The 25578-nt window shown below is 48.1% G+C and carries 22 protein-coding genes, 1 tRNA gene, 1 riboswitch and 1 other annotated feature; of the genes, 14 read left to right on the top strand and 9 right to left on the bottom strand.

Features of this window, described 5'->3' with window-relative positions; all coding sequences use genetic code 11:
• Positions 1-36 precede the first annotated feature (36 nt).
• Positions 37-939, top strand: coding sequence for a WxL domain-containing protein (locus LACZS1_RS04070; protein WP_010489557.1), 903 nt, complete (start codon positions 37-39; stop codon positions 937-939).
• A 277-nt stretch (positions 940-1216) separates the two neighbouring features.
• Here LACZS1_RS04070 and LACZS1_RS04075 read toward each other — a convergent pair whose 3' ends face one another.
• On the bottom strand, positions 1217-1864 hold the full coding sequence (locus LACZS1_RS04075; RefSeq protein ID WP_070650270.1) for a hypothetical protein: 648 nt from the start codon (positions 1862-1864) through the stop codon (positions 1217-1219).
• 94 nt (positions 1865-1958) lie between these two features.
• Positions 1959-2046, top strand: a riboswitch (SMK box riboswitch).
• On the opposite strand from LACZS1_RS04075, the gene metK reads away from it, so the two are divergent.
• Both metK and LACZS1_RS04085 read left to right on the top strand, forming a co-directional pair.
• Entirely contained in the window at positions 2044-3228 is a 1185-nt protein-coding gene (gene metK, locus LACZS1_RS04080) for a methionine adenosyltransferase (RefSeq protein WP_010489553.1), read from the top strand. (Overlaps the previous riboswitch by 3 nt.)
• A gap of 420 nt (positions 3229-3648) precedes the next feature.
• Entirely contained in the window at positions 3649-5142 is a 1494-nt protein-coding gene (locus tag LACZS1_RS04085) for an MDR family MFS transporter (protein WP_070650269.1), read from the top strand.
• 164 nt (positions 5143-5306) lie between these two features.
• Here the strand turns inward: LACZS1_RS04085 and LACZS1_RS04090 are convergent, their stop codons facing one another.
• On the bottom strand, positions 5307-5798 hold the full coding sequence (locus LACZS1_RS04090) for a MerR family transcriptional regulator (protein WP_070650268.1): 492 nt from the start codon (positions 5796-5798) through the stop codon (positions 5307-5309).
• A 120-nt stretch (positions 5799-5918) separates the two neighbouring features.
• Here LACZS1_RS04090 and LACZS1_RS04095 point away from each other — a divergent pair, with 120 nt between their 5' ends.
• Positions 5919-7397, top strand: coding sequence for an MDR family MFS transporter (locus LACZS1_RS04095; RefSeq protein ID WP_010489547.1), 1479 nt, complete (start codon positions 5919-5921; stop codon positions 7395-7397).
• Positions 7394-8119, top strand: a complete 726-nt coding sequence (locus LACZS1_RS04100; RefSeq protein ID WP_070650267.1) for a DUF4811 domain-containing protein — start codon at positions 7394-7396, stop codon at positions 8117-8119. Before LACZS1_RS04095 ends, LACZS1_RS04100 begins: the two co-directional genes overlap by 4 nt.
• Positions 8120-8198: 79 nt before the next feature.
• On the opposite strand, the gene LACZS1_RS04105 is transcribed toward LACZS1_RS04100, so the two are convergent.
• Positions 8199-8873, bottom strand: a complete 675-nt coding sequence (locus LACZS1_RS04105; protein WP_070650266.1) for a phosphatase PAP2 family protein — start codon at positions 8871-8873, stop codon at positions 8199-8201.
• Between the two features lie 128 nt (positions 8874-9001).
• Positions 9002-9195 (top strand) — a binding site (T-box leader).
• Positions 9196-9387: 192 nt separating this feature from the next.
• Between LACZS1_RS04105 and leuS the strand changes: the two genes are divergently transcribed.
• The 3 genes from leuS to LACZS1_RS04120 all read left to right on the top strand — a co-directional run bounded on the left by leuS (position 9388) and on the right by LACZS1_RS04120 (position 14637).
• Positions 9388-11799 carry a leucine--tRNA ligase gene (gene leuS / locus LACZS1_RS04110; protein ID WP_070650265.1) on the top strand — a complete coding sequence of 804 codons (2412 nt, stop codon included), beginning with the start codon at positions 9388-9390 and terminating at the stop codon, positions 11797-11799.
• Positions 11800-12278: 479 nt separating this feature from the next.
• A complete protein-coding gene (locus tag LACZS1_RS04115; protein ID WP_047107488.1) occupies positions 12279-13922 on the top strand; it encodes a putative polysaccharide biosynthesis protein in 1644 nt (547 codons plus the stop codon).
• A gap of 4 nt (positions 13923-13926) precedes the next feature.
• A complete protein-coding gene (locus tag LACZS1_RS04120; protein ID WP_070650263.1) occupies positions 13927-14637 on the top strand; it encodes a pseudouridine synthase in 711 nt (236 codons plus the stop codon).
• A gap of 142 nt (positions 14638-14779) precedes the next feature.
• On the opposite strand, the gene LACZS1_RS04125 is transcribed toward LACZS1_RS04120, so the two are convergent.
• On the bottom strand, positions 14780-15604 hold the full coding sequence (locus tag LACZS1_RS04125; RefSeq protein ID WP_070650262.1) for an NAD(P)H-hydrate dehydratase: 825 nt from the start codon (positions 15602-15604) through the stop codon (positions 14780-14782).
• Entirely contained in the window at positions 15601-16101 is a 501-nt protein-coding gene (locus LACZS1_RS04130) for an NUDIX domain-containing protein (RefSeq protein ID WP_070650261.1), read from the bottom strand. The genes LACZS1_RS04125 and LACZS1_RS04130 overlap by 4 nt, the downstream gene beginning before the upstream one ends.
• A 501-nt stretch (positions 16102-16602) precedes the next feature.
• On the opposite strand from LACZS1_RS04130, the gene LACZS1_RS04135 reads away from it, so the two are divergent.
• Entirely contained in the window at positions 16603-17037 is a 435-nt protein-coding gene (locus tag LACZS1_RS04135) for a hypothetical protein (protein WP_070650259.1), read from the top strand.
• Positions 17038-17327: 290 nt separating this feature from the next.
• On the opposite strand, the gene LACZS1_RS04140 is transcribed toward LACZS1_RS04135, so the two are convergent.
• A tRNA-Leu gene (locus tag LACZS1_RS04140) sits at positions 17328-17412 on the bottom strand.
• Between the two features lie 161 nt (positions 17413-17573).
• Between LACZS1_RS04140 and LACZS1_RS04145 the strand changes: the two genes are divergently transcribed.
• Both LACZS1_RS04145 and LACZS1_RS04150 read left to right on the top strand, forming a co-directional pair.
• Complete coding sequence (locus LACZS1_RS04145) at positions 17574-18047, top strand: glutathione peroxidase (protein WP_047107482.1); 474 nt, start codon at positions 17574-17576, stop codon at positions 18045-18047.
• A gap of 102 nt (positions 18048-18149) precedes the next feature.
• On the top strand, positions 18150-19355 hold the full coding sequence (locus LACZS1_RS04150) for a MalY/PatB family protein (RefSeq protein WP_070650258.1): 1206 nt from the start codon (positions 18150-18152) through the stop codon (positions 19353-19355).
• A gap of 120 nt (positions 19356-19475) precedes the next feature.
• On the opposite strand, the gene LACZS1_RS04155 is transcribed toward LACZS1_RS04150, so the two are convergent.
• A complete protein-coding gene (locus LACZS1_RS04155) occupies positions 19476-20804 on the bottom strand; it encodes a metallophosphoesterase (protein WP_070650257.1) in 1329 nt (442 codons plus the stop codon).
• 202 nt (positions 20805-21006) lie between these two features.
• Between LACZS1_RS04155 and LACZS1_RS04160 the strand changes: the two genes are divergently transcribed.
• From LACZS1_RS04160 to LACZS1_RS04170, 3 genes are all read left to right on the top strand, one after another.
• Entirely contained in the window at positions 21007-21273 is a 267-nt protein-coding gene (locus LACZS1_RS04160) for an ACT domain-containing protein (RefSeq protein ID WP_010489536.1), read from the top strand.
• A gap of 32 nt (positions 21274-21305) precedes the next feature.
• A complete protein-coding gene (locus LACZS1_RS04165) occupies positions 21306-22649 on the top strand; it encodes a PFL family protein (protein ID WP_070650256.1) in 1344 nt (447 codons plus the stop codon).
• Positions 22650-22788: 139 nt separating this feature from the next.
• The gene (locus LACZS1_RS04170) at positions 22789-23856 is read left to right on the top strand and encodes a competence protein CoiA (protein ID WP_070650255.1); all 1068 of its coding nucleotides are present in this window, start codon (positions 22789-22791) and stop codon (positions 23854-23856) included.
• Positions 23857-24154: 298 nt separating this feature from the next.
• Here LACZS1_RS04170 and LACZS1_RS04175 read toward each other — a convergent pair whose 3' ends face one another.
• Entirely contained in the window at positions 24155-24790 is a 636-nt protein-coding gene (locus LACZS1_RS04175) for a DsbA family protein (RefSeq protein ID WP_025012499.1), read from the bottom strand.
• A 69-nt stretch (positions 24791-24859) separates the two neighbouring features.
• A complete protein-coding gene (locus LACZS1_RS04180; protein ID WP_070650254.1) occupies positions 24860-25453 on the bottom strand; it encodes a CYTH domain-containing protein in 594 nt (197 codons plus the stop codon).
• Positions 25454-25578 lie beyond the last annotated feature (125 nt).

Genomic DNA, 25578 nt, shown 5'->3' on the forward strand with positions numbered 1-25578 from the left:
CGATGGTGGGATTGAAGATAACTAAGGAGGGTTTTCATGTTTAAAGTGACAAAAATGACCAGTACACTTGCTACTGGGGCGCTGCTTCTTTCGGGATTGGCGCTTGCAACACCGAGTGCGGTTCAGGCAGCAACGGTTGATGGCAATGCTAATGTCAACGGTGGCCAGGCGCTACCACAGGAAGGCAAAACGACCGCGGGGATTTCCTTTGGCCAAACGGCACCATCTGGGAACACGGGTTATCTGCGGCTGCAGATGGTGCCAAAGATTCTTGACTTCGGGAATCACGAATCATTTGTTTCTGAATATCCGGTTTTCACTGCCGACGGAATCAACGCCGGAAATGCAACGAACAACCGGTATCCTAATTACAAGAGCGGCGACACGAACCTTACCGCGATTTTAAACACCGATGATAAGGCTCTGTCTGCCGTTAAGGGGAAAGTTTGGACCACCGTTGTTGACAAGCAAACCACGCGGACCGATGCAGAGAATAAGCTCGATGCAAGTGGCAAAACTGATAGCAAGGCCGGTTCCTGGACGCTTAATGTCAAAGCTGATTCTCCGTTGACACTGAAAAACGATAACGGCGGGGACACCGGTAAAACCATTGATGATGCAACTTTGACCTTCACCAACACGGCTTATGGTCAAACCGGCAGCGTCTATGCCTTGACCAACGAAGTGCAGGATGATGGCTTCACCCCTGTAGGCCCGTTGACACCGGTGGCTGACATCGCCAAGACCACAACGTTGAATTTAGGCACGAACGATACAAGTCATCAAGTTGCCTATGCCGCACCTGAACAAGGTGAAGGCGCGAACGTCTTTGCTTGGGACAAGAAAAATATCAAGCTTGTGCTACCTAAGACCGCAGTTGTTCAAAACGGTATCTATGAAGCAAGTCTGACATGGACGCTGGCATACGGCCTGAACTAATCAAAAGCTATGGGCTAATGCCAACATTGATTTGCTGATAAAATGCCAATTGTCAATCTAAAAATGCCTGCAGCATTCAATTAAGTGAAGCGTCAGCCCCCGAAATAGGAGCTGACGCTTTTTCTGCGACTGGGAGCGTACCATAGAAAAACAAACTGATGCCCAGCATTCTAACTGGGAAAGCGTAATTTAGGCTGATTTTCGACACAAAAAGCCCGCAACAACCATCGTCGCGGGTCTGAATTGACGTATTTAGAGACGAACAACTGAAATGCTACTAGCCATGCAACCGGGTTAAGTAAAGAAGTAACGCCATTATAAGAGGACTGAATTGATAGCTGTAAGCCGGTAACTTAAAGGATCGACGACTGCTGATGGCGAGCGCTACAACCAACATACCAGCAATCGCAATTAGGTTCATGCGCTGTTGGAAATAACCGATAGCCCCGACGACCAGTAGCAGGATTAAGTCAGCCCATTTTGGCAGGTGGTTGGCCCACAATCCAATGAGCGCAGGTAAATAAAGAAGCGCTAAATCCAATAACATCGTCCGATTGAAGAAGTGTAGGCAGGCATATATGATGATGACCTGCGCTAAAAGTGCTTGCCCGAAGATCACGGTATTCATCCATTGGGAGGGCATTTTCTGCGTTCGTAAAAGTAACGTGATCACGAGTTGCACCGCAATTAGCGGTAGCAACAGCCATTGGTTGATGGCACCGAGAAGCCCCATGATGGCAGCTAACAGCAGCATCAGGTCGTAGCGTTTCACAAACCCCGTGCCGGCGAGACAGAGGGTCATCAGCAAAAGTGCGATCAGTTGAAAGTTCCAACTGATTTGCAATCCGGTGGCAATTAAGAATGGGTAAGCAAGTACCTGGCCAATAAAAGCTGCTGCATAGGCATTTTGATTGAACTTTTTCAATATGAATGTCCTTTCTGTAACAATTTCATTTTACAGAACCCTCGTGACATAGACAAAGATTTTCGGAAATTTTACAAATATTATGTTATGCTACTATAGTTGCAAAACATTCCCGATGGGGTTCGTTATCCGTTAACGAACATGCCTTGTAACCGAAAATCATGAGGGGGAAACAAACGATGCAAGAACGCCATTTATTTACTTCTGAATCTGTTTCAGAAGGACATCCGGATAAAATTGCTGACCAGATTAGCGATGCCATCCTGGATGCGATGCTAGAAAAAGATCCCGATTCCCGAGTTGCGTGTGAAACAACCGTGACGACTGGTTTAGTTTTGGTTGTTGGCGAGATTTCGACGAATGCCTATGTCGACATTCAATCCGTTGTCCGCGGCACAATCAAGAAAATCGGGTATACGAAAGAATCCGGTTTTGATCCTGACAGTGTCGGTGTTTTAGTGGCATTGGACGAGCAAAGCCCGGACATTGCTCAGGGTGTGGATGAAAGCCTTGAAGCCCGTGAATCTGATACCGATCCGTTAGACAAGATCGGTGCCGGTGATCAAGGGATGATGTTTGGGTTTGCGATTGATGAAACCGATACTTACATGCCTTTACCAATTTCATTAGCCCATGCGTTAATGCGGCGGACCGATAAATTGCGGCATAATGGCGAAATCAGTTATTTGCGCCCGGATGCCAAAGCCCAGGTCACGGTCGAATATGATGACAACGAACAACCGATTCGCGTTGACTCGGTCGTCGTGTCCGTTCAACATGACCCTGACGTCACCCTTGAAGAAATCCGGCGTGATGTGGAGGCCAAAATTATTCGCAAAATCATTCCGGCTGACATGATGGACGATGACACGAAAATCTATGTCAATCCGACTGGCCGGTTTGTCTTAGGCGGTCCCCAGGCTGATTCCGGCTTGACTGGACGCAAGATTATCGTCGATACCTATGGCGGTTTTGCCCGGCATGGCGGCGGCGCCTTTTCCGGTAAAGATGCGACTAAGGTTGATCGTTCCGCCAGTTATGCCGCTCGCTATATTGCTAAGAACATTGTAGCAGCTGGTTTAGCCAAGCGCGTTGAAGTCCAACTGGCTTACGCGATCGGTGTTGCCAAGCCGGTGTCGGTATCCGTCAACACCTTTGGCACCAACGCCATTTCCGAACAACTGATTGAACAGGCGATCCGTGAGAACTTTGACTTACGGCCCGCCGGAATTATTAAAATGTTAGACCTCAAGCGGCCGATTTACGAACAAACGGCGGCTTACGGTCATTTTGGACGTACAGATGTTGATCTTCCTTGGGAACACCTCGACAAGGTGCAAGCACTTCTCAAGTACCGAGATTAGCGAGAAAAGAGGCGGCCACAGCCGGAGAAAACCGGTTGGGTCGTCTTTTTGTGTGAGCGTGAGCCGGCGCGCTTAGAAGCTGGAGTGTAAGTGGCCTTGGGCGTGATGGCACGGGTTTAGGCCATCGCGACCAAGGTCCTTACACGCAAGCTTCTGCGCCGGCGAACGCGTTATGGTGTGAGCGTGAGCCAGCCCGGTTAGAAACCGGAGTGTAAGTGGCCTTGGGCGTGATGGTCGGTCTTTGACCATTGCGACCAAGGTCCTTACATGCAGGTTTCTGGGCTGGCGAACGCGTTATAGAGAGCAAAAGTAAGGGGTTGATTCTTTAAACTACAGACTTCCACGCTAGCAAACGGCTCCCCACACGTCACCGCTGCTGCTCGACCATCAACATCACATCACCACTTTAGAGAGGTAGTTATGAAGCAAAGAAAAACAAATGTTGCACTTGTCACCACGGCTATTTTTATCGGCACTTTTATGACCGCCATTGAAGGTACGATCGTTTCGACCGCGATGCCAACGATTATCGGCAGCCTGCATGGTGTACATCTCATGAACTGGGTCTTTTCGATTTTCCTGTTGACCAACGCCATGGCGACGCCGATTTATGGTAAATTAAGTGACAAAATCGGCCGTAAACCAGTCTTCTTAATTGGCCTGACGATTTTTGTCATCGGCTCGTTATTATCTGGCTTATCGCAGTCAATGATCATGTTGATCATCTTCCGGGCGATCCAGGGTATTGGTGCCGGGGCCATTATGCCGGTGACTTTCACGATCATTGCGGACATTTATCCATTTGAAAAACGGGCCAAAATGCTGGGCTTTAACGGGTCAATGTGGGGAATTGCCTCGGTGATTGCCCCGTTGCTTGGCGGGTTTATTGTTGACCAGTTGAGTTGGCACTGGATTTTCTTCATCAATGTGCCACTGGGCTTGCTGACGTTCGGCATTGTTTGGTTCTTTTTGCAAGAAGATCGGCGTCAGGTGCGGCAGCCGCTGGATGTTCGCGGAACGGCTTGGTTACTGATTGCCTTGCTGGCGCTGATGTACGGTTTTCAGGCGCTTGCCGAACCTAACGCACTTTGGCAAATTGCCGGCATGGCCATTGTGGCGGCTTTTGGCTTTTGGCGATTCTGGCAAGCGGAAAAACATGCGGTTGATCCGATTATCGACCTTAAGTTGTTTGAGAACCGCACGTTTGTCGTTCACAATTTGATTGCGGCGCTGATTTCAGGATTCGTGATTGGTTTTGAAGTGTATATGCCGATGTGGATTCAAGGCATTCTGGGAATGGATGCTTCCCTCGGTGGTTTTGCCGTGACCCCAAGCTCGTTAATGTGGGTTGTCGGTTCCTTTGTTGCCGGCAAGCTGCTTGGCCGCTTCCAGCCTAAGCCGATCCTGACCGGTGCCATGATTTGGTTACTTGGCGGTAGTCTCATTTTGGCGCTTGTCCCGCAATCAACGCCTTATTTTGTCTTCTTGCTGGTAGCTGGCAGTCTTGGATTTGGTTTTGGCTTGGTGATTACGATTACGACTGTGACGGCTCAGGCCATTGTTGCGCCTGATCAGGTAGGAGTTGCAACGAGCTTTAACACATTATCACGGACGTTGGGGCAGACATTGATGGTGTCGATTTATGGCATTGTTCTCAACTTACGACTGACACAAGGCGTTGCGGCTGATGGCCGATTAAATAGCAATATGCTTAATGAACTCATCAATCCGCATACGGCGCAGAATTTACCTGCCACCGTTTTACCGACACTTCGCCAGATTCTCTATGAAGGACTCCACAATATCTATTTCTTCTCCATTGTGATCGTTGCGCTGGCATTGATAGCGAACCACTTTGAAGCAAAAAAGGTTCTGTCAAAAGAAACGACTCAGGAAACTGACGAGGAAGCTTGAATCCTTGGTAAAAGAATCTGAGCTTGCGAGATGGTAAAAGCCAGCCAATGCGCTATATGACAAAGTAAAAAAAACGATCCTCGAGAACAAGCAAATTTTGTATTGCTCTCGAGGATCGTTTTTGTCTGAAAATGGTTGCTGATACCAGTTCTGCCACCGCGGACTTATAAAGTTGACCTACCTGTATCATCTTTATTTTCGGGAAGCGAACCTTGATGCGGTGGCATAGGTGGCTGGATGGCTTTTTTATACAGCTTGGCGGTGTTTTCCTGAACCACGGCAATGACATCAAAACTAGGGTCATTTTCCAGTGGGCCAAAATTTAAAAAAGTTTGATGATCGTCATACTGAATGCCTTGCAAACGGGTGCTCATTAGGACGTGAAGCATATCGGCTTTTTGGTGTGACTTTTCGATTTCTTCACTGGCCTTGGCTAAGGTGTAGCCTTCATCCAGCATGGACTTGATCATGACGATCAACGCGATATTAGACAGCGAATAACGCTTGTTGCCATTTGCTTCGTGGCGATGTGACTGGATCAGATGCTTTTTTTCCCAATAGCGGATTTGGGTCGGGGTGGCCCCGGTAACTCGGCTGGTTTCGCCGATACCTAGCGAAATATCGAGTGAGCGTAATCGTTCATTGAAAAGTCCCATGGCCTGGTCTGCCTCCTTTGCCTTGACAACTAATCAGTTTAATTGTAATATTTTATCTTGTCAATATTACATTATGTGATATGAAAAGCACGAAATATTATAAAGAAATCAGGCGAAGTTATGGACGTTAAAGATATCAACGGGAAGCAGGTCAACGTCCCTATGATGGTCATCACGCTCATTGTCGGGACGTTTATTACAGTACTGAACCAGACGATCCTTTCCACTGCGTTTCCGACGTTGATGAAAGCCTTCGACATTTCGACCGCAACGGTACAGTGGTTGTCGACTGGCTTTATGTTGGTCAATGGGATTATGATCCCGGTTTCGGCCTACTTGAGCGCGAAGGTGCCTTCCAAATGGTTATATATGAGTGCCATGGGAACGTTCTTTGTTGGCACACTGGTCGCCTTTATTGCCAATAGTTTTGCGGTCTTATTGGCGGGTCGCTTGATTCAGGCTCTGGGTGTCGGGATCACGATGCCATTATTGCAAAATATTATGATGTCGATTTTTCCACCAAATCGTCGCGGGGCCGCCATGGGGATGGCCGGCATTGCCATCGGCGTTGCGCCGGCGATCGGGCCGACCCTTTCCGGATATGTCATTGATAATTTCGGCTGGCGGGTCTTGTTCGGGATGATTCTTCCGATTGCCGGTTTGGTCCTCATCGCAGCGTTGTTCTTTTTCAAGAATGTTTTGCCACTGTCGAATCCCAAATTGGACGTGCCGTCACTGATCGAATCCTCCATTGGTTTTGGTGCCTTGCTGTACGGATTCTCCGAAGTCGGAAACGATGGCTGGGGTGATCCGATGGTGCTTGGTTCAATTGCCGTGGGACTTATTTTCATCGTGATTTTTGGCTATCGGCAGTTGCATTTAAAAGAACCGTTTGTCGAATTGCGGGTGTTTAAGAGTAAAATCTTTGCGCTGTCAACCGTTTTGGGTACGATTGCCAACATGGCGATGGTTGGCGTTGAAATGATTTTGCCACTTTATTTACAGATTATTCACGGTAAAAGCGCGCTGGAATCTGGCTTAACACTGTTGCCGGGGGCACTTTTAATTGCGGTGATGAGTCCGGTCACTGGCCAGGTATTCGATCGAATCGGGGCAAAACGGTTGGCGCAATTAGGACTATTTTTGCTTACGATTGCGACATTGCCATATTTCTTCTTGACGACCAACACCCCGTCAATCTTCATTACGGTGATTTATGCCGTGCGGATGTTTGGAATTTCAATGGTCATGATGCCATTGACGACCAATGGGATGAATGCGTTGACGCCTGACATGATTCGCCATGGCACGGCGGTGAACAACACGGTCCGGCAGGTTGCGACTTCGATGACGACGGCCGTTTTGATCTCAGTCTTGTCAAACGTCACCAATCTCGCCAAACCGGCAGCCAGCTTGGTAAAAAGCAATCCGTTGCAGTATAAGCAAGACTTTTTCAATGCCACCCTCAATGGATACCACGCAGCCTTTTTACTGGCAGTCGGGTTTAGTCTTGTCGGCTGGATTCTGACATTCTTCCTGAATAGTCATGCCATGTCGCAAGAAGTGACGATTAAAGATGAAAAGAAGGTGAAGGCATGATTCTTTGGTTTTTAGGGTTGATGGTCATTGGCCTTTATCTTAGTTTCATCATGATGCACCGTTCGCTTAAACGCACCGCATTGATCATCGTGTTTGGTATTGGCGTCGTGGGCAGTTTGTTGCTCATCACGCTGAATGATAATGCCCATTTTGGGATGGTTAAGCGGACAACAACCGACGAGCAGACCATTTATACCGCATCACCTAATGCGCAAATGCCGATGCTTTTGAAGCAAACCGTGGGGACTGCCGGTAAACATGCCGTTTATATTTACAAAACGGATCCTAAGAAAAAGGCCGTGCATACCAAAGCTGACCTGGCCGTGCGTAACAAGGTTGTTAAAACTTCTGATACGACGGCTTCCTTGACTAGTAAGACGACGCGGTGGGAATACCAAAATGCCTTTTATGGTGCGCTATTCAACCATGAAGGCGCCGGCCAGTTCGTCTCTCAGCATAACCAGCTCGCCATTCCCAAAAGCTGGTTCGTTCTGACCACGACGCAGGCTAAACAACTTAGCAGCAAGTTAAAAGCATTGCAGCACCCAACTGCGCAGCAAAAAGCCGCCTTGGCGAAAAAGGTGAAAGCCAAAGCAGCAGAACTGATCAAAGCCGATCCTAAGTTGGCGGCCGATCAAACCACGCTAATGAAGCAGGCACAAAAAGCCGTGCAACAAGAGCTGATTCAACAAGCCGTGCAGGATGTGCAACAACACAAATAGGTAGTGACAATATGTGGTGCATCGATGCAGGCAACCACAGTCAACTTATGATATTAAAAAAGCAGATGGCGAGTTTTACTCAGCGATCTGCTTTTTGCTTACGTTGATGCTGGCGAGACAAATACGGGCTGAAAAACCACCAACTCAGCATTAACAAGGCGAATCCCAACGAAAAGCCGGCAAAGACATCAGTCGGATAATGGACCCGGACAAAGATACGTGAATAACCGGTCAGACCGATCATCAGGACTGCCGGAATCGTGATCAACCATTTGCTAGTCGTATGTTTAAACAATGCCCACGCCAAAAGAATGATGGTGCCATAAAACATCATGGTGCCGCTGGAATGTCCGCTGGGAAAGCTAAAGCCGCTAGCTTTGACTAAGGCGCGAATTTGCGGATCCGCGATGAACGGCCGCGGCCGTTGGATCAGATATTTGATGCTGACATTGAGCACCCCCATGATGGCGCCAACGCTCGCTGTAAACACGGCAGCAGTCCGATAACGACAAAGTAAAAGCGCTGCTGCCAGCAACATGGTTAAAACTACTAAAATGCTCGGGTTTCCTAACTCGGTAATGATGAGAAGCAGCGGCTTAAGCGTTGTTGCATGAAAATGGGTTACAAAAGCGATAACTTGCTGATCGACCGTATGAATCCAATTGGCGTCGGTGACAATGCCGACCAATAGGGTGATAAAAATGATCAATGCAGCTCCTGAAAGACAGAGCGGTAGTGAACGACGATGTAACAAAACAAACCTCCCCAAAATTAAGCGCTATAAATTGTGATGAATGCGCGAAGAAAATGACTAATATGAACAGAATAGCATAAAGACCATTGAACACATCTAAGGTTTTTGCTATGATTGACGCAATCATCAAACGAACAAAGGAGTAGTAAGTCGATGCGGGGATCAGAGAGCAGGCGGTGGTGCGAGCCTGACGATGCTAAGACTGAACTGGCCTTTGAAGTTGCTGCGGTGAAGCCAGTAATCGCAGCCGGTCGGACCGTTATCTCCTTCGAGCGCTGTGCAAACAGAACTTAGGTGGTACCGCGGCTGAGCCGTCCTAATGAAGATAGGGCGGTTTTTTGTTTGAAAAATTAGTGAACCAGTTCACGTTGTAACGCGTTCACCGGCGCAGGAGTCTGCGTGTAAGGACCTTGGTCGCAATGGCCTAAGTTCGGGCCATCACGTCCAAGGCCGCTTACACTCCGACCCCTAAGCGCGCCGGTTCACGCTCACAAAATAATCAGGAGGTAAAGAAATGGCATATGATCATCATAAGATCGATAAGAAGTGGCAACGTTATTGGGCAGAACATAACGAGTTTAATACCACGACTGATCCGAAAAAACCGAATTTTTATGCGTTAGACATGTTCCCATATCCGTCAGGTCAAGGCCTGCACGTTGGACATCCGGAAGGGTATACGGCAACGGATATTGTTGCACGGATGAAACGGATGCAGGGCTTCAACGTGTTGCATCCGATGGGCTGGGACGCATTCGGTTTGCCGGCTGAGCAATATGCCTTGAATACTGGACACAATCCGCGTACCTTCACCAAGCAAAACATTGAAACATTTAAGCGTCAAATTAATAGTCTTGGCTTTTCATACGACTGGAATCGCGAAATCAATACGACAGATCCAAATTACTACAAGTGGACGCAATGGATTTTTGAACAGTTGTATAAACATGGGTTGGCCTATGAAGCAGAAGTGCCGGTTAACTGGAGCCCGGATTTAGGAACCGTTGTGGCTAACGAAGAAGTTATCGATGGTAAAACCGAACGCGGCGGCTTTCCGGTCATTCGCAAACCAATGCGGCAGTGGATGCTGAAGATTACGGCGTATGCGGATAAACTGCTTGCCGATCTCGATGACCTAGACTGGCCGGAATCGATCAAACAGATGCAACGCAACTGGATTGGTAAATCCACCGGTGCGCAGATTACCTTTGCAGTCACTGACAGTCAGGAAAAATTCGACGTGTTCACGACGCGTCCGGACACACTTTTTGGCGCAACCTATGTGGTGATGGCGCCTGAGCATGAATTGGTTGAAAAGATTACGACTCCGGAGCAGCAGGCAGTTGTCGATGCCTATGTTGAGGAAGCTGCACATAAGTCCGATCTGGATCGGACCGCGCTGGATAAAGAGAAAACCGGCGTCTGGACCGGCGCTTATGCTACCAATCCGGTTAATGGCGAAAAACTGCCAATCTGGATCTCGGATTATGTCTTGGCAACCTATGGGACTGGGGCAATCATGGCAGTACCGGCGCATGATGATCGTGACTATGCCTTCGCCAAAAAATTTGGGATCGAAATCAAGCCGGTTATCGAAGGTGGCAATATTGATGAGGCAGCCTACACTGGCGATGGGGTTCACATCAATTCCGAATTTTTGGATGGTTTAAACGAACAGGACGCCATTGATCGGATGATTAGCTGGCTGGAAGATAAGGGGATTGGTCGCGCCAAAGTCAATTATAAGTTGCGTGATTGGGTCTTTTCCCGTCAGCGGTATTGGGGCGAGCCGATTCCGGTCATTCATTGGGAAGACGGCGAAACCACGCTGGTACCGGAAGATGAACTGCCACTGGTATTGCCTGAGGAAGTCGATATCAAGCCGAGTGGCACCGGTGAAAGTCCATTGGCCAATTTGACGGACTGGGTCAATGTTGTCGACAAGAACGGGCGCAAAGGTAAGCGAGAAACCAACACGATGCCGCAATGGGCTGGTTCTTCATGGTATTTCCTGCGCTTTGTCGATCCGCACAATAAAGAAGCACTTGCCGATTACGACAAGCTCAAGCAGTGGATGCCGGTTGACCTTTATATTGGCGGCGCTGAACACGCGGTCCTGCATCTTTTGTACGCGCGCTTCTGGAACCTGTTCCTTTATGATATCGGCGCGATTCCGAATAAAGAGCCATTCCAGCGCCTGTACAACCAAGGCATGATTCTGGGCGACAATCATGAAAAAATGAGTAAATCCAAGGGTAATGTCGTTAACCCTGACGATGTGGTTGACGAATACGGCGCCGATACGCTGCGCCTTTATGAAATGTTCATGGGCCCGCTGGATGCCGGCATCGCGTGGTCCACAAAGGGCTTGGCCGGTGCGCGCAAGTTCCTGGATCGCGTCTGGAGTGCCTTTATCGATGACGAAGGCAAATTGCGTGATCGCATCACAACCATCAACGACGGCCGTTTGGACAAGGTTTATAACGAAACCGTTAAAAAGGTAACCGAAGACTACGAAGCCTTGCATTTTAACACGGCAATTTCTCAGATGATGGTCTTCATCAATTCCGCACGCAAAGACGACGATTTGCCGTTAGAGTATGTCGAAGGTTTTGTCAAAATGCTCGCACCGATCGCCCCGCATTTGATGGAAGAAATCTGGTCACGACTTGGCCACGATCACAGCCTGACATATGCGCCATGGCCGACTTACGATGAAAGCAAGCTCAAGACCGATACGTACGACATGATGGTCCAAGTCAACGGCAAACTCCGCGGTTCCATCACTGCCAATGTTGACGAATCCGACGATGACATCAAACAAGCCGCACTAGCCAATGAAAATGTCCAGAAGTTCACGGCTGGTAAGGACATTAAAAAGATCATCGTGGTTCCAAGAAAAATCATCAACATCGTGGCCAAGTAATGAGATGATATTGCGAGTTATTGAAGATCCGTGACGTCAAGATCTTACGACAACCATTCAACGTTAGGTTCCAGCAAAACAAAATCGGTGCCAAAGACTGAGAGGGTCGATGGGACTGATTTTTTTGAGCGCGAGTCAGCGCGGTTAGAAGCCGGAGTGTAAGTGGCCTTGGGCGTGATGGCCCGGGCTTAGGCCATTGCACCCAAGGTCCTTACACGCAGGCTTCTGCGCTGGCGAGCATCAACCAGCCCCCTAACAACTATAAACACAAGTTAACCCCCCAAACAAAGCCCGTCATTCCAGACTATTACGCCAAGTCGGTCTTTAAACTTCCTTTGGCGTGGTATCATATTAATAATTGTGTTATCGACAATTATCAAAGTTTTCTTTTGATTCACCAAAGAAATCCGGGAAAGATTGCAAGTGAGGCGCGGATTGCCTAAAATATAAAGGATTACGCAACACGACAGGAGCTTATCATGGAAAATTTGCTGGGCAGCGGTAATCAGCCGCCGCGTTCAGACAAGGAAAAAATGATCCGCGGTTCGGCGTGGATGACTGCCGGCAGTGTTTTTTCGCGGATTTTAGGAGCCATCTATGTCATTCCGTGGCGTATTTGGCTCGGTGCAGCTTTTCTAACGGCAAATGCCTTATTTACCAAGGGCTATCAGATTTATAGTCTGTTTTTGATTATTTCAACCGCGGGTGTTCCAGGGGCGGTCTCCAAGCAAGTTGCCCGGTACAACGCGATGGGCGAGTATAAAACGGGCATGCGCCTCTTTTATCATGGGACAATCGCCATGCTTCTTATGGGTGTTTTGTCTTGCGGTGCGATGTGGCTTTTGGCACCGTTATTAGCGGCAGGGGATGCGCGGATGATCCCGGTTTTCCGGTCGTTGGCGTGGCCGTTGCTGCTAATCCCATCGTTGAGTCTGATTCGCGGCTTTTTCCAAGGGTACAATGAAATGGCACCAAGCGCGATCAGCCAGTTTGTTGAACAGGTCGCCCGAATTTTGTACATGCTGGTGATGACGTATGCGATTATGGTTGCCGGCAATCATCATTACTTAGATGCGGTGGTTCATTCAACGTTTGCGGCGTTTATTGGCGCAGTTTTTGGACTCGGTCTATTGGTTGTGTATTTTGTTCAGCAAAAGCCGCGCTTAGATGCGTTAGAGGCGCAAAGTAAACAGGCTCTGAACATCAGCGTCAACGAGATTTTGTTGGATGTGGTGCGTCAGGCAATTCCATTCATCATCATGGATTCGACGATTAACATTTACTACATCATCGATCAATATACGTTTAACCCGATGATGAAGGCTTTTTATCGCGTAAGTGAGGACCAACTGGATCGGTTCTACGCCTTATTTGCCGGTAATGCGAATAAGTTGATTATGATTATTGTTAGCTTGGCGGTTGCCATGGCCATTACCGTTGTGCCCTTGCTGGCCGGTGCCAAAACGCGTGGTGATGTTGCGGGGTTGGCGCGGCAAATCACGAACACCTTACAGCTGTTCTTTATTGTAATGATTCCTTCAGCCTTTGGGATGGTGGCGGTTGCGCGTCCTTTGTATGTTTTGTTTTATCGTGATATGGATTGGTTGGGCATCAGGCTATTACAGTGGTCATCAATTTTAGCAATTTTACTGGGCCTATTTACGGTGTTAGCTGCGATTCTTCAGGGCCTGTTCAACAATCGTCTGGCGATTCAGGAAATGTTAGTGGGGATGGCGGTCAAAGTCATCGCGCAGTGGCCGATGATTTTCTTTTTCGATGTCTATGGGCCGATTATCGCAACGATGCTTGGCATGACGGTATCAAGCCTGTTGATGCTGTATTCAACGAATCGGATGTACAATATTCACGTGCGTCAAACGATTCGCCGCGGTATCGGTATTCTGGCGTTTTCATTGATCATGTGCGCCGTTTGTTACCTGATCGTGAATTTTTCCGGTATGATCATTAACCCGCAAAGCCAGTTTGGCGCTGCTTTGGTTTTGTTGGTAGCGGTTGGTGTCGGGGTATTGATTTATGGTTATTTAATTTTAAAAACGCGCTTGGCAGACATGATTATTGGCGAACGAGTCAGTCGGTTACGCGAAATCTTACACATTCGGTGATGTTATGCGATTAGATAAGTATTTAAGTCATTTGCAATTTGGTAGTCGAAAAGAAGTCAAGGCGCTCATTCGTGATAAACGCGTTCGAGTTGCCGGCGAACTTGTGACAGATCCGGGTTACAATATTTTACCGGGCGTCGCAGTGGAAGTGAACGATGCGCAAGCCGATGGACCGCTTGAAGTCGACTATTTGATGAATAAGCCGGCAGGGGTCATTACGGCAACTGAGGATCCGGTGCAACCAACTGTTCTGGATTTGATTCGGCCGCATGATTACCGGCCTGGTTTATATCCGGTTGGGCGATTGGATAAAGACACGACCGGATTGTTACTGCTGACCACCGATGGCAATTTAGGGCATCGACTCTTGGCACCGAATCATCACGTTGCCAAAACCTATACCGCTACACTGGCAAAAGCACTCACTGACGACATGAAGCGTCAGTTGGAGCAAGGCATTGTTTTAGAAGATTTTACAACAGCTCCGGCAGAAGTAACGGTGGTGCCGGCAACTAACAATAAAGTGATTCAAATGACGATCACGGAAGGTAAGTATCATCAAATCAAGCGTATGTTGTTGGCGGTCGACAACGAGGTGGTTGCCTTGACCCGCATCGCGATGGGACCGCTGCATTTACCGGAAAATATGGCCGCTGGCGACTATCGCGCGTTGACAGATGAAGAACGGGCACAGTTGGCACAGATATCCAAATAACGGCTAGATTAGTTTGGTGTGTAAATAAGCTTGCGTTAATAAAAAGCGGCGGCAAGAGTGGAAAAATCTGCTCTTGCTGCCGCTTTTAATCTGACTTGCCCACCTATATGAAGGAAATGCTCTGAATTGGTTGGTAACCTTTTTAAGATTCAGACAATTGTTTCAGATAGGCAGGCAGCTCCCGAATCACCATCGTAGGTAATGCCACGTAGCTATTCATAGCGACAATATCAGCGACATGTGAGTGGACGAATACGGCTGCTAACACCGCTTGCTTCAGTGGCTGAAATTGACCCGCAAATGCAGCAATGATGCCAGTTAGCGTGTCGCCAGAGCCGCCTGTGGCCATTGCCGGACCACCGGCCATATTTTCGTAAACGTCATCGCCAACAAAAACATGCGTCTGGGAACTTTTGGCCACAACGATACCAGGGATGCTGCTGGCCGCCTGTTGACTGGCGGTGACAGTTTGGTCGGGGAGTGCAAGGCCAGACAACCGCTGCCATTCGACCTGGTGCGGCGTCCAAATGAGCTGCGCGTTCGGGTAGTCGAGATGATGCGCAGCCACAAGGGTAATGGCAGAACCATCAATGATTAGAGCCTGCGTCTGCTCAACTGCCGCAAAGACCCGCTTTAAAATCGCCAAGGCAGCGTTATCGGTTCCCAATCCCGGACCGACGACAATTACCGTGGCTTGACGAATAGCCGTTTCGAGGGCAGACGAAGCAGCATCGAGAATCATGGCTTCAGGCAAGCGGGCGTGCAAGGCGCTGCGGTTGACTGGATCAGTCGCCACACTGACCAATCCGGCGCCGGCATAAACCGCCGCACTGGCACTCATGATGGCGGCACCACCGAACTGTGCGTTGCCACCGACAATAAGGATTTTGCCAAAACTACCTTTGTAAGTATTGCGTTGCCGTGGCCGCACAACTGCCTGCGCTAACTGTTCTGTTAATTGCTTCATGAATCAGAGCCCTCCTTTAACACGGTCCATTCACGAAATGTTTTAGTGGTTAAATCTGCTTGGCCGGTTTGTAAGAAACTTTTTGCAAACATGACCAGCGGCGAGGCGTTCTCCCAAGTTAATTTTTCCAGTGGGATGGCTTGCGCGCCTAGCGAATCCTGACCGATGAATTGCGGTACGGTTTTAGCTAATTGACCACCAGTGATCGTGAGTGTGTAGAAAACGCAGATATGTTGATTAATGGTCCAGTGCTCATACTGCCAAGGATAAACAAAACTGGTAGCGCCCAACTGACGATCAATCGTGGCGGTGAGTCCCGTTTCCTCGTTAAACTCCCGCAAAACATCATGCTCAAGTGGCTCAGGGCCGTCTAAGCTGCCGCCGGGAAGATCAAAGCGGTGGATGTAAGGGCCGCCATTTTTACGAATGACGATCAAGTGCTGATCAATGGTTGCAATCCCATAGCAGCCAAATGCGCGGTGCGTCTTATGTGTCATTAGTTCGCCTCCATCTTTTTAGGTTAAGAGTGTTTTTATTGACATTTGGGTGATCTCCAGTAATACTGAAATCGAGTAAGAATATTGCTTAGTATGAGATTGAAAGGGATGTTAGTCATGGCTACGAAGAGCTTTCAAACAGATTTTAAATTCACTTCGAAAACTGCGAGTGCTTTGGCTAATGCGTTACAACAGTCTAAGCGCGTTGATGTTGAGGTGACACAAAGGGTTCGACATTACTCAAGCACTGACTTAAGTAAAACTGCCAAATTTGATTCTTTTTTTGGTAGTGGACATGAGAGGGCGAAAGTTGGCCCTTGATCTCGTTTCTCTAAATGGAATTATAAAAAAGTATCCTGAGGAGCAGGTTCGTGAGAGCCTCTCCTCTTTTACTTCAATCAATAAAGACGTAAAAATTTCTTACATGAGCGTTGCATTGAGTTTGAAAAAATCTCGCTAGCACGGACAACACTTGTGTTCAGTTCGTACAAAGGTAGAAGCGTGCTTGTTGGTTATTTTTCTATTTCATCTAAACCACTGACCATATCAAAGAAGAATTGGCGTGGACTTTCGAAGTCTGTGCAACGCAAGCTGATGCCGATGGGCTACAGGACAGAGCAAGAGAATTACGCCGTTTCTTCGATATTACTAGGGCAGCTTGGATTAAACTTTCAGTATCATGACATTCATCTTATTACTGGGGCAGAATTATTGAGTTTGGCGTATAAAACTATAAAAGTTGCAAATGAAGTGGTTGGTGGACTTGTTTTATACGTTGAAGTTGACGATGAACCTCATTTACGTGAATTTTATACAAATAACGGTTTTTCGCAACTGGTGATGAAGCGCCTAGAAAACTCGAACAATGGACACACCCATCCATATCTTACAGCAAACGGTCAACACCTATTCACAAAAAAGATAAGTGATTTATAAAGATACAAGGTGGCGTGAGTCTTAGATGCAGTATTGACGATAGGCGTTCGAGCTTATTTTAGGAATCATTTACATTTTTGCAATTTTTGATCGTATTTGAGCCAAGCAGTTTTAGTTCCAGTCTACACAGTCTCGATGATTCGCTTCCTTTGCTCAGGGAGGCTTATTTTGTCTCCTTTTTGTCCCCCCCTGAAAACAAAAACAAAGCCCGCCTAAGATAACCTAGGAGGGCTAAAACGTTGATATATAGGCATTTCATTTTCTAAAGAAGTCTAAAATATCCTATGAAATGCCGCGAACAGGAATCGAACCTGCACGGGAATAAATCCCACAGCGACCTGAACACTGCGCGTCTGCCAGTTCCGCCATCGCGGCAACAACATAAATGATTATAGCGGAAGCGCGTAGGCCACGCAAGCAAAAGTTTTAAGAATTTTTTCGGTATGCAAAAGTTTTAAGAATTTTTTCGGTACCGTTTGTTTCGCCAAAAGTGTTAGTATAAGGCATCAACTCTGATTAAGAAAGGCGGACCAACTATGTCAATTTATGATTTCGATGCAACTTTGGAAGATGGCGCAGAGTATTCATTGAGCAAGTATAAAGGGCAACCCTTGCTGATCGTGAACACGGCGACTAAATGCGGGTTTGCCCCGCAATTTGACGGTTTGGAAAAACTATATAAAAAGTACAAAGATCAGGGTTTTGTCGTCTTAGGATTCCCTTCGGATCAATTCAAACAGGAGTTGGCAGACGGTCATGCAGCGGCAGAGGCGTGCCGAATGAAGTATGGGGTCAGTTTTCCGATGCATCAGCTTATCAAAGTTAACGGTGCGCACACGGCCCCACTTTTCAAATATCTTAAAACCGAAGCGCCTGGTGAGTTGGGGAAGTCGATTAAATGGAACTTCACGAAGTTTCTCGTTGATCGCGATGGCCGGGTTGTGAAACGATTCGCCCCGAAAACAACGCCTGAAGCGATTGAGCCGGCGTTGAAAGAGGTTCTTGCTTGAGTAACGGTATGCCGTTAGCGGGTCATGGCGACTTGAACGCGGTGGACACACCCTGAATGGATGCGTACAATGGCAACAAAAGCAAGAAAGCAGGGATCGTTGATGGAAGAATTGCCAGCTGACGTTGCAGCCTTTGTTGATGCACACTTGGTTGATCGGCGAAATAGTAATGCCGTCAAGTGGGATGGATTAAAAGAAGAATTTGGCCGGGATGATTTGTTGCCAATGTGGATTGCCGATACGGAGTTCAAGGCGCCGCAAGCGGTCTTGGATGCCCTAACCGCCCGCGTACAGGAAGGGACGTTTGGCTACTCCATCCGTCCACAATCGTATTATGGTGCGTTCATTAATTGGCAAAAAGAGCGCCATGGGGTGACAGTCGAACCGGAATGGATGCGGTTTGGCGTCGGCGTGGTGAAGTCGTTATATGCCATGGTGAACTGGCTGACCGACCCCGGTGACCCGGTTTTAATCATGCAGCCGGTTTATTATCCATTCATGAATGCGATCAAAGACCTCGGCCGCCGCGTAGTTTCGGTTGATCTGCAATTAACTGCCGATGGCTGGCGAATGGATTTCGATCAATTGGAAAAGACGCTGGCAACAACTCACATTAAAGCGATGATTCTGTGTTCGCCGCATAATCCAGTGGGACGAATTTGGACGCGGGACGAATTAACTCGGCTGTTTACGATTACCAGTCAGCATGATATCACGGTGGTTTCCGATGAAATCCACGGTGACCTTGAAGTCAGCGGCCCTAAATTTACGTCAGCCTTGCAGGTGGCGGAAGGCAAAGCCCGCCAAAATCTCGTGGTGTTGAATGCCCCTTCGAAAACGTTCAATCTTGCTGCGCTGCTGAACTCACATATCATCATTCCAGACGAAAACCTGCGCGCCAAATATGACGACTTTATCAAACAGCTGCATCCGGTTGATACCAGCTTGATGGGGCAGGTCGCAGGCGAGGCTGCTTATCGGCATGGCGCTGCGTGGCTGGATCAGGTTCTTCAGGTGGTTCGGTATAACTACCGGCAATTGTTGGATGGTTTAGCGCAGGCGGCTCCCAAAGCGACTGTTGCCGATCTTCAAGGGACTTATTTAGCCTATGTTGATATTGGTGCATATGTGGCACCTGACCACGTCAAGGCCTTTGTTGAGGGCATCTGCGGTTTGGCAGTTGACTACGGTGCATGGTTCTCGCCCAAAACGGCGACGTATATTCGCTTGAACCTCGCCACTGATCCGAAACTCGTTGCTAAAGCGATCACTCGGTTAACAGAGCATTTAAGCCAGCCGCAATTGTGATCCTAGTCTCAAGAAGCCATTCGTTCATCAGTACTGCTAAAAGCAGGCCTTAGAGTAACGCTTTTGGCGTTGACGCTAAGGCCTGCTTTTTACAAAATGAAACATTGCCGATAAACAATATTAGGGATGTTTGATGACAAGATGCTGATCGTTTAGATTGTGATCCTGCACAATGGTTTTAAGATAACGACGCAACATCGGCGAGCGTTCGAGGACCGCCCACCCCGGATCGGCATGAAGACGCTTGAGTTCAGCTTTGTTCGGGTGGTCATCACCTGTGAAAAAGCGCCAGTTAAGGATCCCCATCAGTCTGGCCGCCGCATCTAAATCGTGTTCATTGGTCACACCGTTGTCCATCAAATCACCATATGCCAAACCTTCACCATCTTGAAGGAAGAGACGTTTTAAGTATCGTTGATAATGCAATAAATCAGGATTTTTTCGTTGCGCAGACGTCAGGTAAGGCGTTAGATCCGTAGCTTTTTTCTGATAAGTAATTTTATTCGGACTGAAACTGACAATGCCATAACTTGCCGGGCTGACTGAAAAGGCACCGCTGACCACCTCAATCGTCGAGCATTGACCAGTGGGATCACGACTGATGTCCTGGGCGTGGATATGACCGGAAAACAAGAGCGGAACATGATATTTGGTTAGTAACTTCTTTAATGCCTCACTATTGTCTAAAACATAGCCCTCATTCACAGCTTCATTGTGGTTATAAAGGTTGTGATGCATGAAAACAATTGACTTGCGATGGGCATGAGCCCCGATGGCAAGCTGTTGGCGAACCCAACTCAACGTTTGCGGCGAGAGTTTGCCACCTGTGTTAGGCGGGCGATTGGATGGCTCAATCGTGTAAATATTGCTGTCGAGTAGCAATAACTGGTATTGGTGGTTCAGATTCACGCGATAGCTCAGACTGTTCGGATCCTGCGCCGCCGCCTGTGCGTAACTGGTATGAAAAATTTGCCGCCAGTCGTTAGGGCTGATTTGCTCGGTCATCAGCTGTTGCTTGCCTTTGTATGCACGCGCCCAGCCGTCGTAAATGTCATGGTTACCGGGAATGATCAAAACCTTGGTGCCATTGGCGACAAGCGGTTGCAGGCGTCGCATCAAGCTTTCCGCGCTGGCTTTTTCGCCATTAAACGTCACGTCACCGGTGATGATTAAAGCTGTTGGCCGCGCCTTAAGCGCACTTTGTACCAGGGCATGAACGGCTACCGGTTGATAATCCATGTCCTTACCGGCAGCGGATTTCTTGATTTCAGTGTAAGCGGTGCGCTCATCGTGCAAACTGGGCGCGATGAAATGGGTATCGCTCAGCACCCAAATGTTGGCGCGAGTATCACTGGTTAAAGGTGCATTGTGATCGGGATGCACCTGACTTAACGCGAATGCGAATAGCACCATGCCAAGCAGTGCCGCAAAATATTTAACGACTTTCATTTTCTGCCTCCACGATTTAGTTTATCACGGCATTGGTTCAGTGCTGACTTGAATCATAAGATAGTTTGATTGGGAAAATAATTTACCGATGCTAAGGTCTAAGTATTTGAAGATCTCTCCAAGTTGCGAGGCGGATTATGGTAAAATGAGACATCATTTTAAGCATCAATCAAAATAAAGCTTTTTAGAGAGAGGACAAATCATGCAAGTCATCGTAACCGTTATTGGAACTGATAAAGTCGGGATCATTGCCCAAGTGACAACGGCATTGGCCGACTTGAACGTCAATATTTTGGATGTGTCACAAACCATCATGCGAGGCGCTTTTACCATGATGCTACTTGCCAAGATCCCGGATGATGCCAGCTTTAAGTCTGTTAAGCAGCATCTGACGGCTTTAGGCGACAAGATCGGTGTGGAAATTAAAGTTTCCCGCCAAGAAATTTTTGATGCCATGCATCGGCTTTAATCACCACCAATTAGATCAATGAGGGAGTAATCATGGAAACGCAACAGATTAAAGAAACAATTGAAATGATCAGCGAGGAAAACCTGGATATTCGTACCATCACGATGGGAATTTCCTTGCTGGATTGTGTGACCGGCGATTTACAGACAACGGCCGATCACGTTTATGCCAAAATCATGCGCAAAGCCGCCAAACTTGTTCCGGTTGCGGAGGCCATTAGTGATGAGTACGGCATTCCGATTGTCAATAAACGTATCAGCGTGACACCGGTCAGTCTATTGGCAGGTGCTGACCCAACGTTGGATTTTCGTCCGGTTGCCAAGGCAATGGATCGGGCAGCGAAAGACCTGGGCGTCGACTTAATCGGCGGCTATTCGGCTTTGGTTCAAAATGGCAGTACAGATGCGGAAGTCGCTTTGATGAAAAGTTTGCCAGAGGTGCTGGCAACGACCGAACGGGTTTGTGCCTCGGTCAATATTGGCAGCACTCGCAGTGGCTTGAACATGGATGCCGTGAAGCTAATGGGTACAGTGGTCAAGCAGGTCGCCGCTCGTAAGCCACAGAATGCGATGAAACTGGTGATCTTCTGTAATGCCGTTGAAGATAATCCGTTTATGGCCGGTGCTTTCTGGGGTGTTTCTGAAGGTGACGTGGCGATTAATACCGGTGTTTCCGGGCCCGGGGTTGTGCAACGAGCGTTAGCAGCCGAACCAAATACCAGCTTTGAAGGCGTCTGTGAAACCATTAAACAGACCGCGTTTAAAGTGTCACGAATGGGACAATTTGTGGGTAAGGTGGCAGCTGAACGGCTAAAAGTACCGTTTAATATTGTTGACCTAAGTCTCGCACCAACCCCAGCTCAAGGCGATTCGGTGGCCCAGATTTTAGAGACGATGGGCCTCAGTCATGTTGGCACACCGGGAACAACGGCAGCCCTCGCCCTGCTCAATGATGCTGTGAAAAAAGGCGGCATTATGGCAGCGGAACGGGTCGGCGGTTTGTCAGGCGCTTTTATTCCAGTATCCGAAGACGCAAACATGATTACGGCCGCGGCGAATGGCCAGATCAGTTTGGAAAAGTTGGAAGCAATGACGGCCGTTTGCTCGGTCGGACTGGATATGGTGGCAGTTCCGGGTGATACACCGGATACCACGATTAGCGGCATGATTGCCGACGAGGCGGCGATTGGCATGATTAACAATAAAACCACGGCGGTTCGCGTCATTCCTGTGCCAGGTAAACACGTAGGCGAACAGGTAGAATTCGGCGGACTTTTCGGTACGGCTCCGATCATGGCAGTCAATGACGGCGATGCCACTCAGTTCATCAACCGCGGCGGGCGGATTCCGGCGCCGATTCATAGTTTTAAAAATTAATTTGGCTGGCTTTTTCAGTTTTGTATAGAGAGTTTACTTTTTCGATAGCTAGTCATCAAAATGCCTTGTCCAACCGATGATTAGCGGAAGGACAAGGCATTTTTGATTGTTGGCGTAATCTGTAGACGAGGTGAAAATGATGTTTGTAGCGTTAGACGAGAACAATCGCCGCATCACATTAACCAGTCATCAGCAGGCGCGTCAATTGGCTGGCGGTCGCTTTCATTGTCCACTTTGCCAACAACGGGTGTTCATCAAAAATGGCGTTGTACTGCCGGCGCACTTTGCCCATCGTCAGCGGCCAATTGGTGAAGGCGAACCGGAAAGCGCTGAACATCTGGCCGGGAAAAGCTGGTTGGCAACCTGGCTGCGTCAGCATGAGCGACCGGCAACACTGGAATACTATGATGCCGCGATCCGCCAGCGTGCCGATATTCTGATTCACCAACAACCACCTAAAGTGTTGGAATTTCAGGCAAGCCCGTTGAGTATTCCTGATTTAAAGAAGCGGACGACGATGTATCATCGCCGTGGCTGGCAAGTGGGTTGGATCTTGGGACGTCGGTACCACGATTCACAAGGAAAACGACAAGCCCGCAAATTTTTGACATTGGAAAATGACAGGTTAACGTTGTGGTATTTAAATGTGCAGATTGGCACTTTGTCGCGGTTACAGCTAAAAGACAAAGGTCGGCTTTGGACGCACTATGCGCATGACAACCCGCCAAGCCAACAATGGCAGTCCGAATCAGTTGATGGCTATCGTCAGGCCAGACAAATTGCTTTAAGCTTGCAGAAGCGCGCTCGGCCATGGATGCGTCTCCAAGCATTGGCATATGAAAGACGGCATAATTTGCAAGGTGCTCCCTGGGTGGTTCATAACCAACCGCATCCGCTGCGGCATTTTGGCGTTCCAGAATTACGGTTGCGGATTCAGTGGCTACTGATATTTGAAGGTCGGAGCTTCACAGCAGCGCAAAGCCAGCGTTTCTGGGTAAGCGCGTTACCAGATGTTTGGACGCCCTTATTGCCAGCCAGGACACTTGCTAGGGTGCTTGATACTCATTGGCTGGCACTGATCAAAAACGCTGGCCTCATCGGTTTTGATGGTTCGCGCTATCAGTGGCGCCAGTTGCCACAATGGTTTGCGGATATTGACCGGAAGCTGGCCAACATAACGCACTCATCAGAAAAAGATTGCGGATGAGGGGTTCAGAATTTAAATGGTTAAAGTCTTTGTGCGCGACGGCCTAAACTTAGCCTGACTTAACGCACGCCGTAACACGTTCGCTGGAGTAAAAGAGCCTTACACTCCAGCTTCTAAACGGGCTGGCTCACGCTCATATCATATAAAAAGGACCTTGCATGATTGCAAAGTCCCAAGTACACCATAGAACTATTCAGCTAAACTGTTTGCTGCCAGATGAAACCGATCAGCTAAGCAACCTGCCTGTTATCAAGCTAGGTCGCTTAATCGTGAAGGTGGGTGACGACGTTAGAGGCGTTTAAAAGAATCGAAAATGACCACCCATATTTTCCGGTTGTTCAGTGAAGAATCGGGCCGGATCTGTTCTGATGAGGTCACAAAGTTGCGGAATGAGATCGGCATCACTGATTTGCTCGATTAAGACAGCATGACCGTCATCAACGGCGCGATCCGTGTCCACAATGACAAGGGAAGGGGTCTGCGTAATACCCATCTGGTTGGCAGTACGCTGATCGGAATCAAACCCCATTTTGACTTCGGTGCGCTGCCGATCCTCGTAAAACATTTCATGATCTAAATGACATTTCGTCAGCATTTTGGCAACGAAGGCGGCATCGTATTGATACTGAACCAGTGGCGCGTGTTGTTGTAATCGCAACAGCAACATGCGCGCCTTCTTATTGCCTTGGTACTGGGCCGCTTTATAATCCAATGCGAGGTTATAAGCGGCACGCAACAATTGATTTCGTTTGGCAAGGCTGTGGACGTTTAATTGTTCGTACTGCATGAATTGTTCAATAATGTCCAGATTGAGAACCGGAACAAAATGAACCTTTACCTCTTGTTGGAATTTATCCAGTTGGTGTAGCAGCTTTTGCTCTGTACTCAGACAGATACTGCCAATCGGATTGAAAAAAAGAAAAATTTCTAACACGGTCTTGGCCTCCAATGTGCTGGCAACAAATTTCTACACTTACTTTATCAGAAATCGCGCAAGTAACAATTATTTAGCTTGTGAATCATGCACATGCTCATATGCACGTTGTACTTTATTGATGACAGGTTGTTTTTTTATGTGAAAATTTTGTAGCAAGTTATCGTAGAATTTTTTGGCTTCATCTAGGTTTTGATACTCCATTTCCAATTCAAAATCAGAGGTCTGGTCGATATAAAAGGTCTGATCGAGTGTTAACAAGCCAGCCGGCAGATGTGCGAGTCGTCTGGTTGTTTTGGCTTGTGTTTGCGGATGGACGCTTGCCGGGTCAATGTGGCGGGCTGCCAATGTTTGGGTGACCTGGCCGGGCTTAAGCTCACCCCGCTCAATTAAATTTTGCGCCTCCATCGATGTGAGCGGATCGGTAATTTCCTGAAGATCACGATGCTGACTGTCGTTGGGAACCTTCAGCGTTTGCTCGGCATGGTCGGCAAACTGGCGAATCCGCAAGCCAAGACGTGCCGCTTTGACAGCACCGTCAGCTGTGTCATAATAGGTGTTCATTTGGGAAAAAGCCGGGTCAAACTCAAAATGATTCAAAATCGCCAGAAATGCGGTTTTGGTTAAACAAGTTTTAAATTCCTGTTCGCGGGAAATAGCCATGAGTTGCCTCCAAACGCAACGGCACCGGTTACATGCCAAAAATATGATAGAATGGTGGTCGTGAGTGCTGTCGGGAACTATCAACAAGTCAAACAATTAAGCTTTGACTTGTTAGCTGACAAACA

This window comes from Lacticaseibacillus zeae subsp. silagei (assembly GCF_030770335.1).
Classification (GTDB): domain Bacteria; phylum Bacillota; class Bacilli; order Lactobacillales; family Lactobacillaceae; genus Lacticaseibacillus; species Lacticaseibacillus zeae.

Bases quoted from the DNA above. Each gene is read 5' to 3' on its own strand.
- LACZS1_RS04090 (WP_070650268.1), bottom strand. From the start codon at position 5,798: ATGGGACTTTTCAATGAACGATTACGCTCACTCGATATTTCGCTAGGT.
- LACZS1_RS04170 (WP_070650255.1), top strand. From the start codon at position 22,789: ATGTTTGTAGCGTTAGACGAGAACAATCGCCGCATCACATTAACCAGT.
- LACZS1_RS04160 (WP_010489536.1), top strand. From the start codon at position 21,007: ATGCAAGTCATCGTAACCGTTATTGGAACTGATAAAGTCGGGATCATT.
- leuS (WP_070650265.1), top strand. From the start codon at position 9,388: ATGGCATATGATCATCATAAGATCGATAAGAAGTGGCAACGTTATTGG.
- LACZS1_RS04095 (WP_010489547.1), top strand. From the start codon at position 5,919: ATGGACGTTAAAGATATCAACGGGAAGCAGGTCAACGTCCCTATGATG.
- LACZS1_RS04130 (WP_070650261.1), bottom strand. From the start codon at position 16,101: ATGACACATAAGACGCACCGCGCATTTGGCTGCTATGGGATTGCAACC.
- LACZS1_RS04145 (WP_047107482.1), top strand. From the start codon at position 17,574: ATGTCAATTTATGATTTCGATGCAACTTTGGAAGATGGCGCAGAGTAT.
- LACZS1_RS04180 (WP_070650254.1), bottom strand. From the start codon at position 25,453: ATGGCTATTTCCCGCGAACAGGAATTTAAAACTTGTTTAACCAAAACC.
- LACZS1_RS04070 (WP_010489557.1), top strand. From the start codon at position 37: ATGTTTAAAGTGACAAAAATGACCAGTACACTTGCTACTGGGGCGCTG.
- LACZS1_RS04165 (WP_070650256.1), top strand. From the start codon at position 21,306: ATGGAAACGCAACAGATTAAAGAAACAATTGAAATGATCAGCGAGGAA.
- LACZS1_RS04100 (WP_070650267.1), top strand. From the start codon at position 7,394: ATGATTCTTTGGTTTTTAGGGTTGATGGTCATTGGCCTTTATCTTAGT.
- LACZS1_RS04120 (WP_070650263.1), top strand. From the start codon at position 13,927: ATGCGATTAGATAAGTATTTAAGTCATTTGCAATTTGGTAGTCGAAAA.
- LACZS1_RS04115 (WP_047107488.1), top strand. From the start codon at position 12,279: ATGGAAAATTTGCTGGGCAGCGGTAATCAGCCGCCGCGTTCAGACAAG.
- LACZS1_RS04155 (WP_070650257.1), bottom strand. From the start codon at position 20,804: ATGAAAGTCGTTAAATATTTTGCGGCACTGCTTGGCATGGTGCTATTC.
- metK (WP_010489553.1), top strand. From the start codon at position 2,044: ATGCAAGAACGCCATTTATTTACTTCTGAATCTGTTTCAGAAGGACAT.
- LACZS1_RS04085 (WP_070650269.1), top strand. From the start codon at position 3,649: ATGAAGCAAAGAAAAACAAATGTTGCACTTGTCACCACGGCTATTTTT.
- LACZS1_RS04150 (WP_070650258.1), top strand. From the start codon at position 18,150: ATGGAAGAATTGCCAGCTGACGTTGCAGCCTTTGTTGATGCACACTTG.
- LACZS1_RS04125 (WP_070650262.1), bottom strand. From the start codon at position 15,604: ATGAAGCAATTAACAGAACAGTTAGCGCAGGCAGTTGTGCGGCCACGG.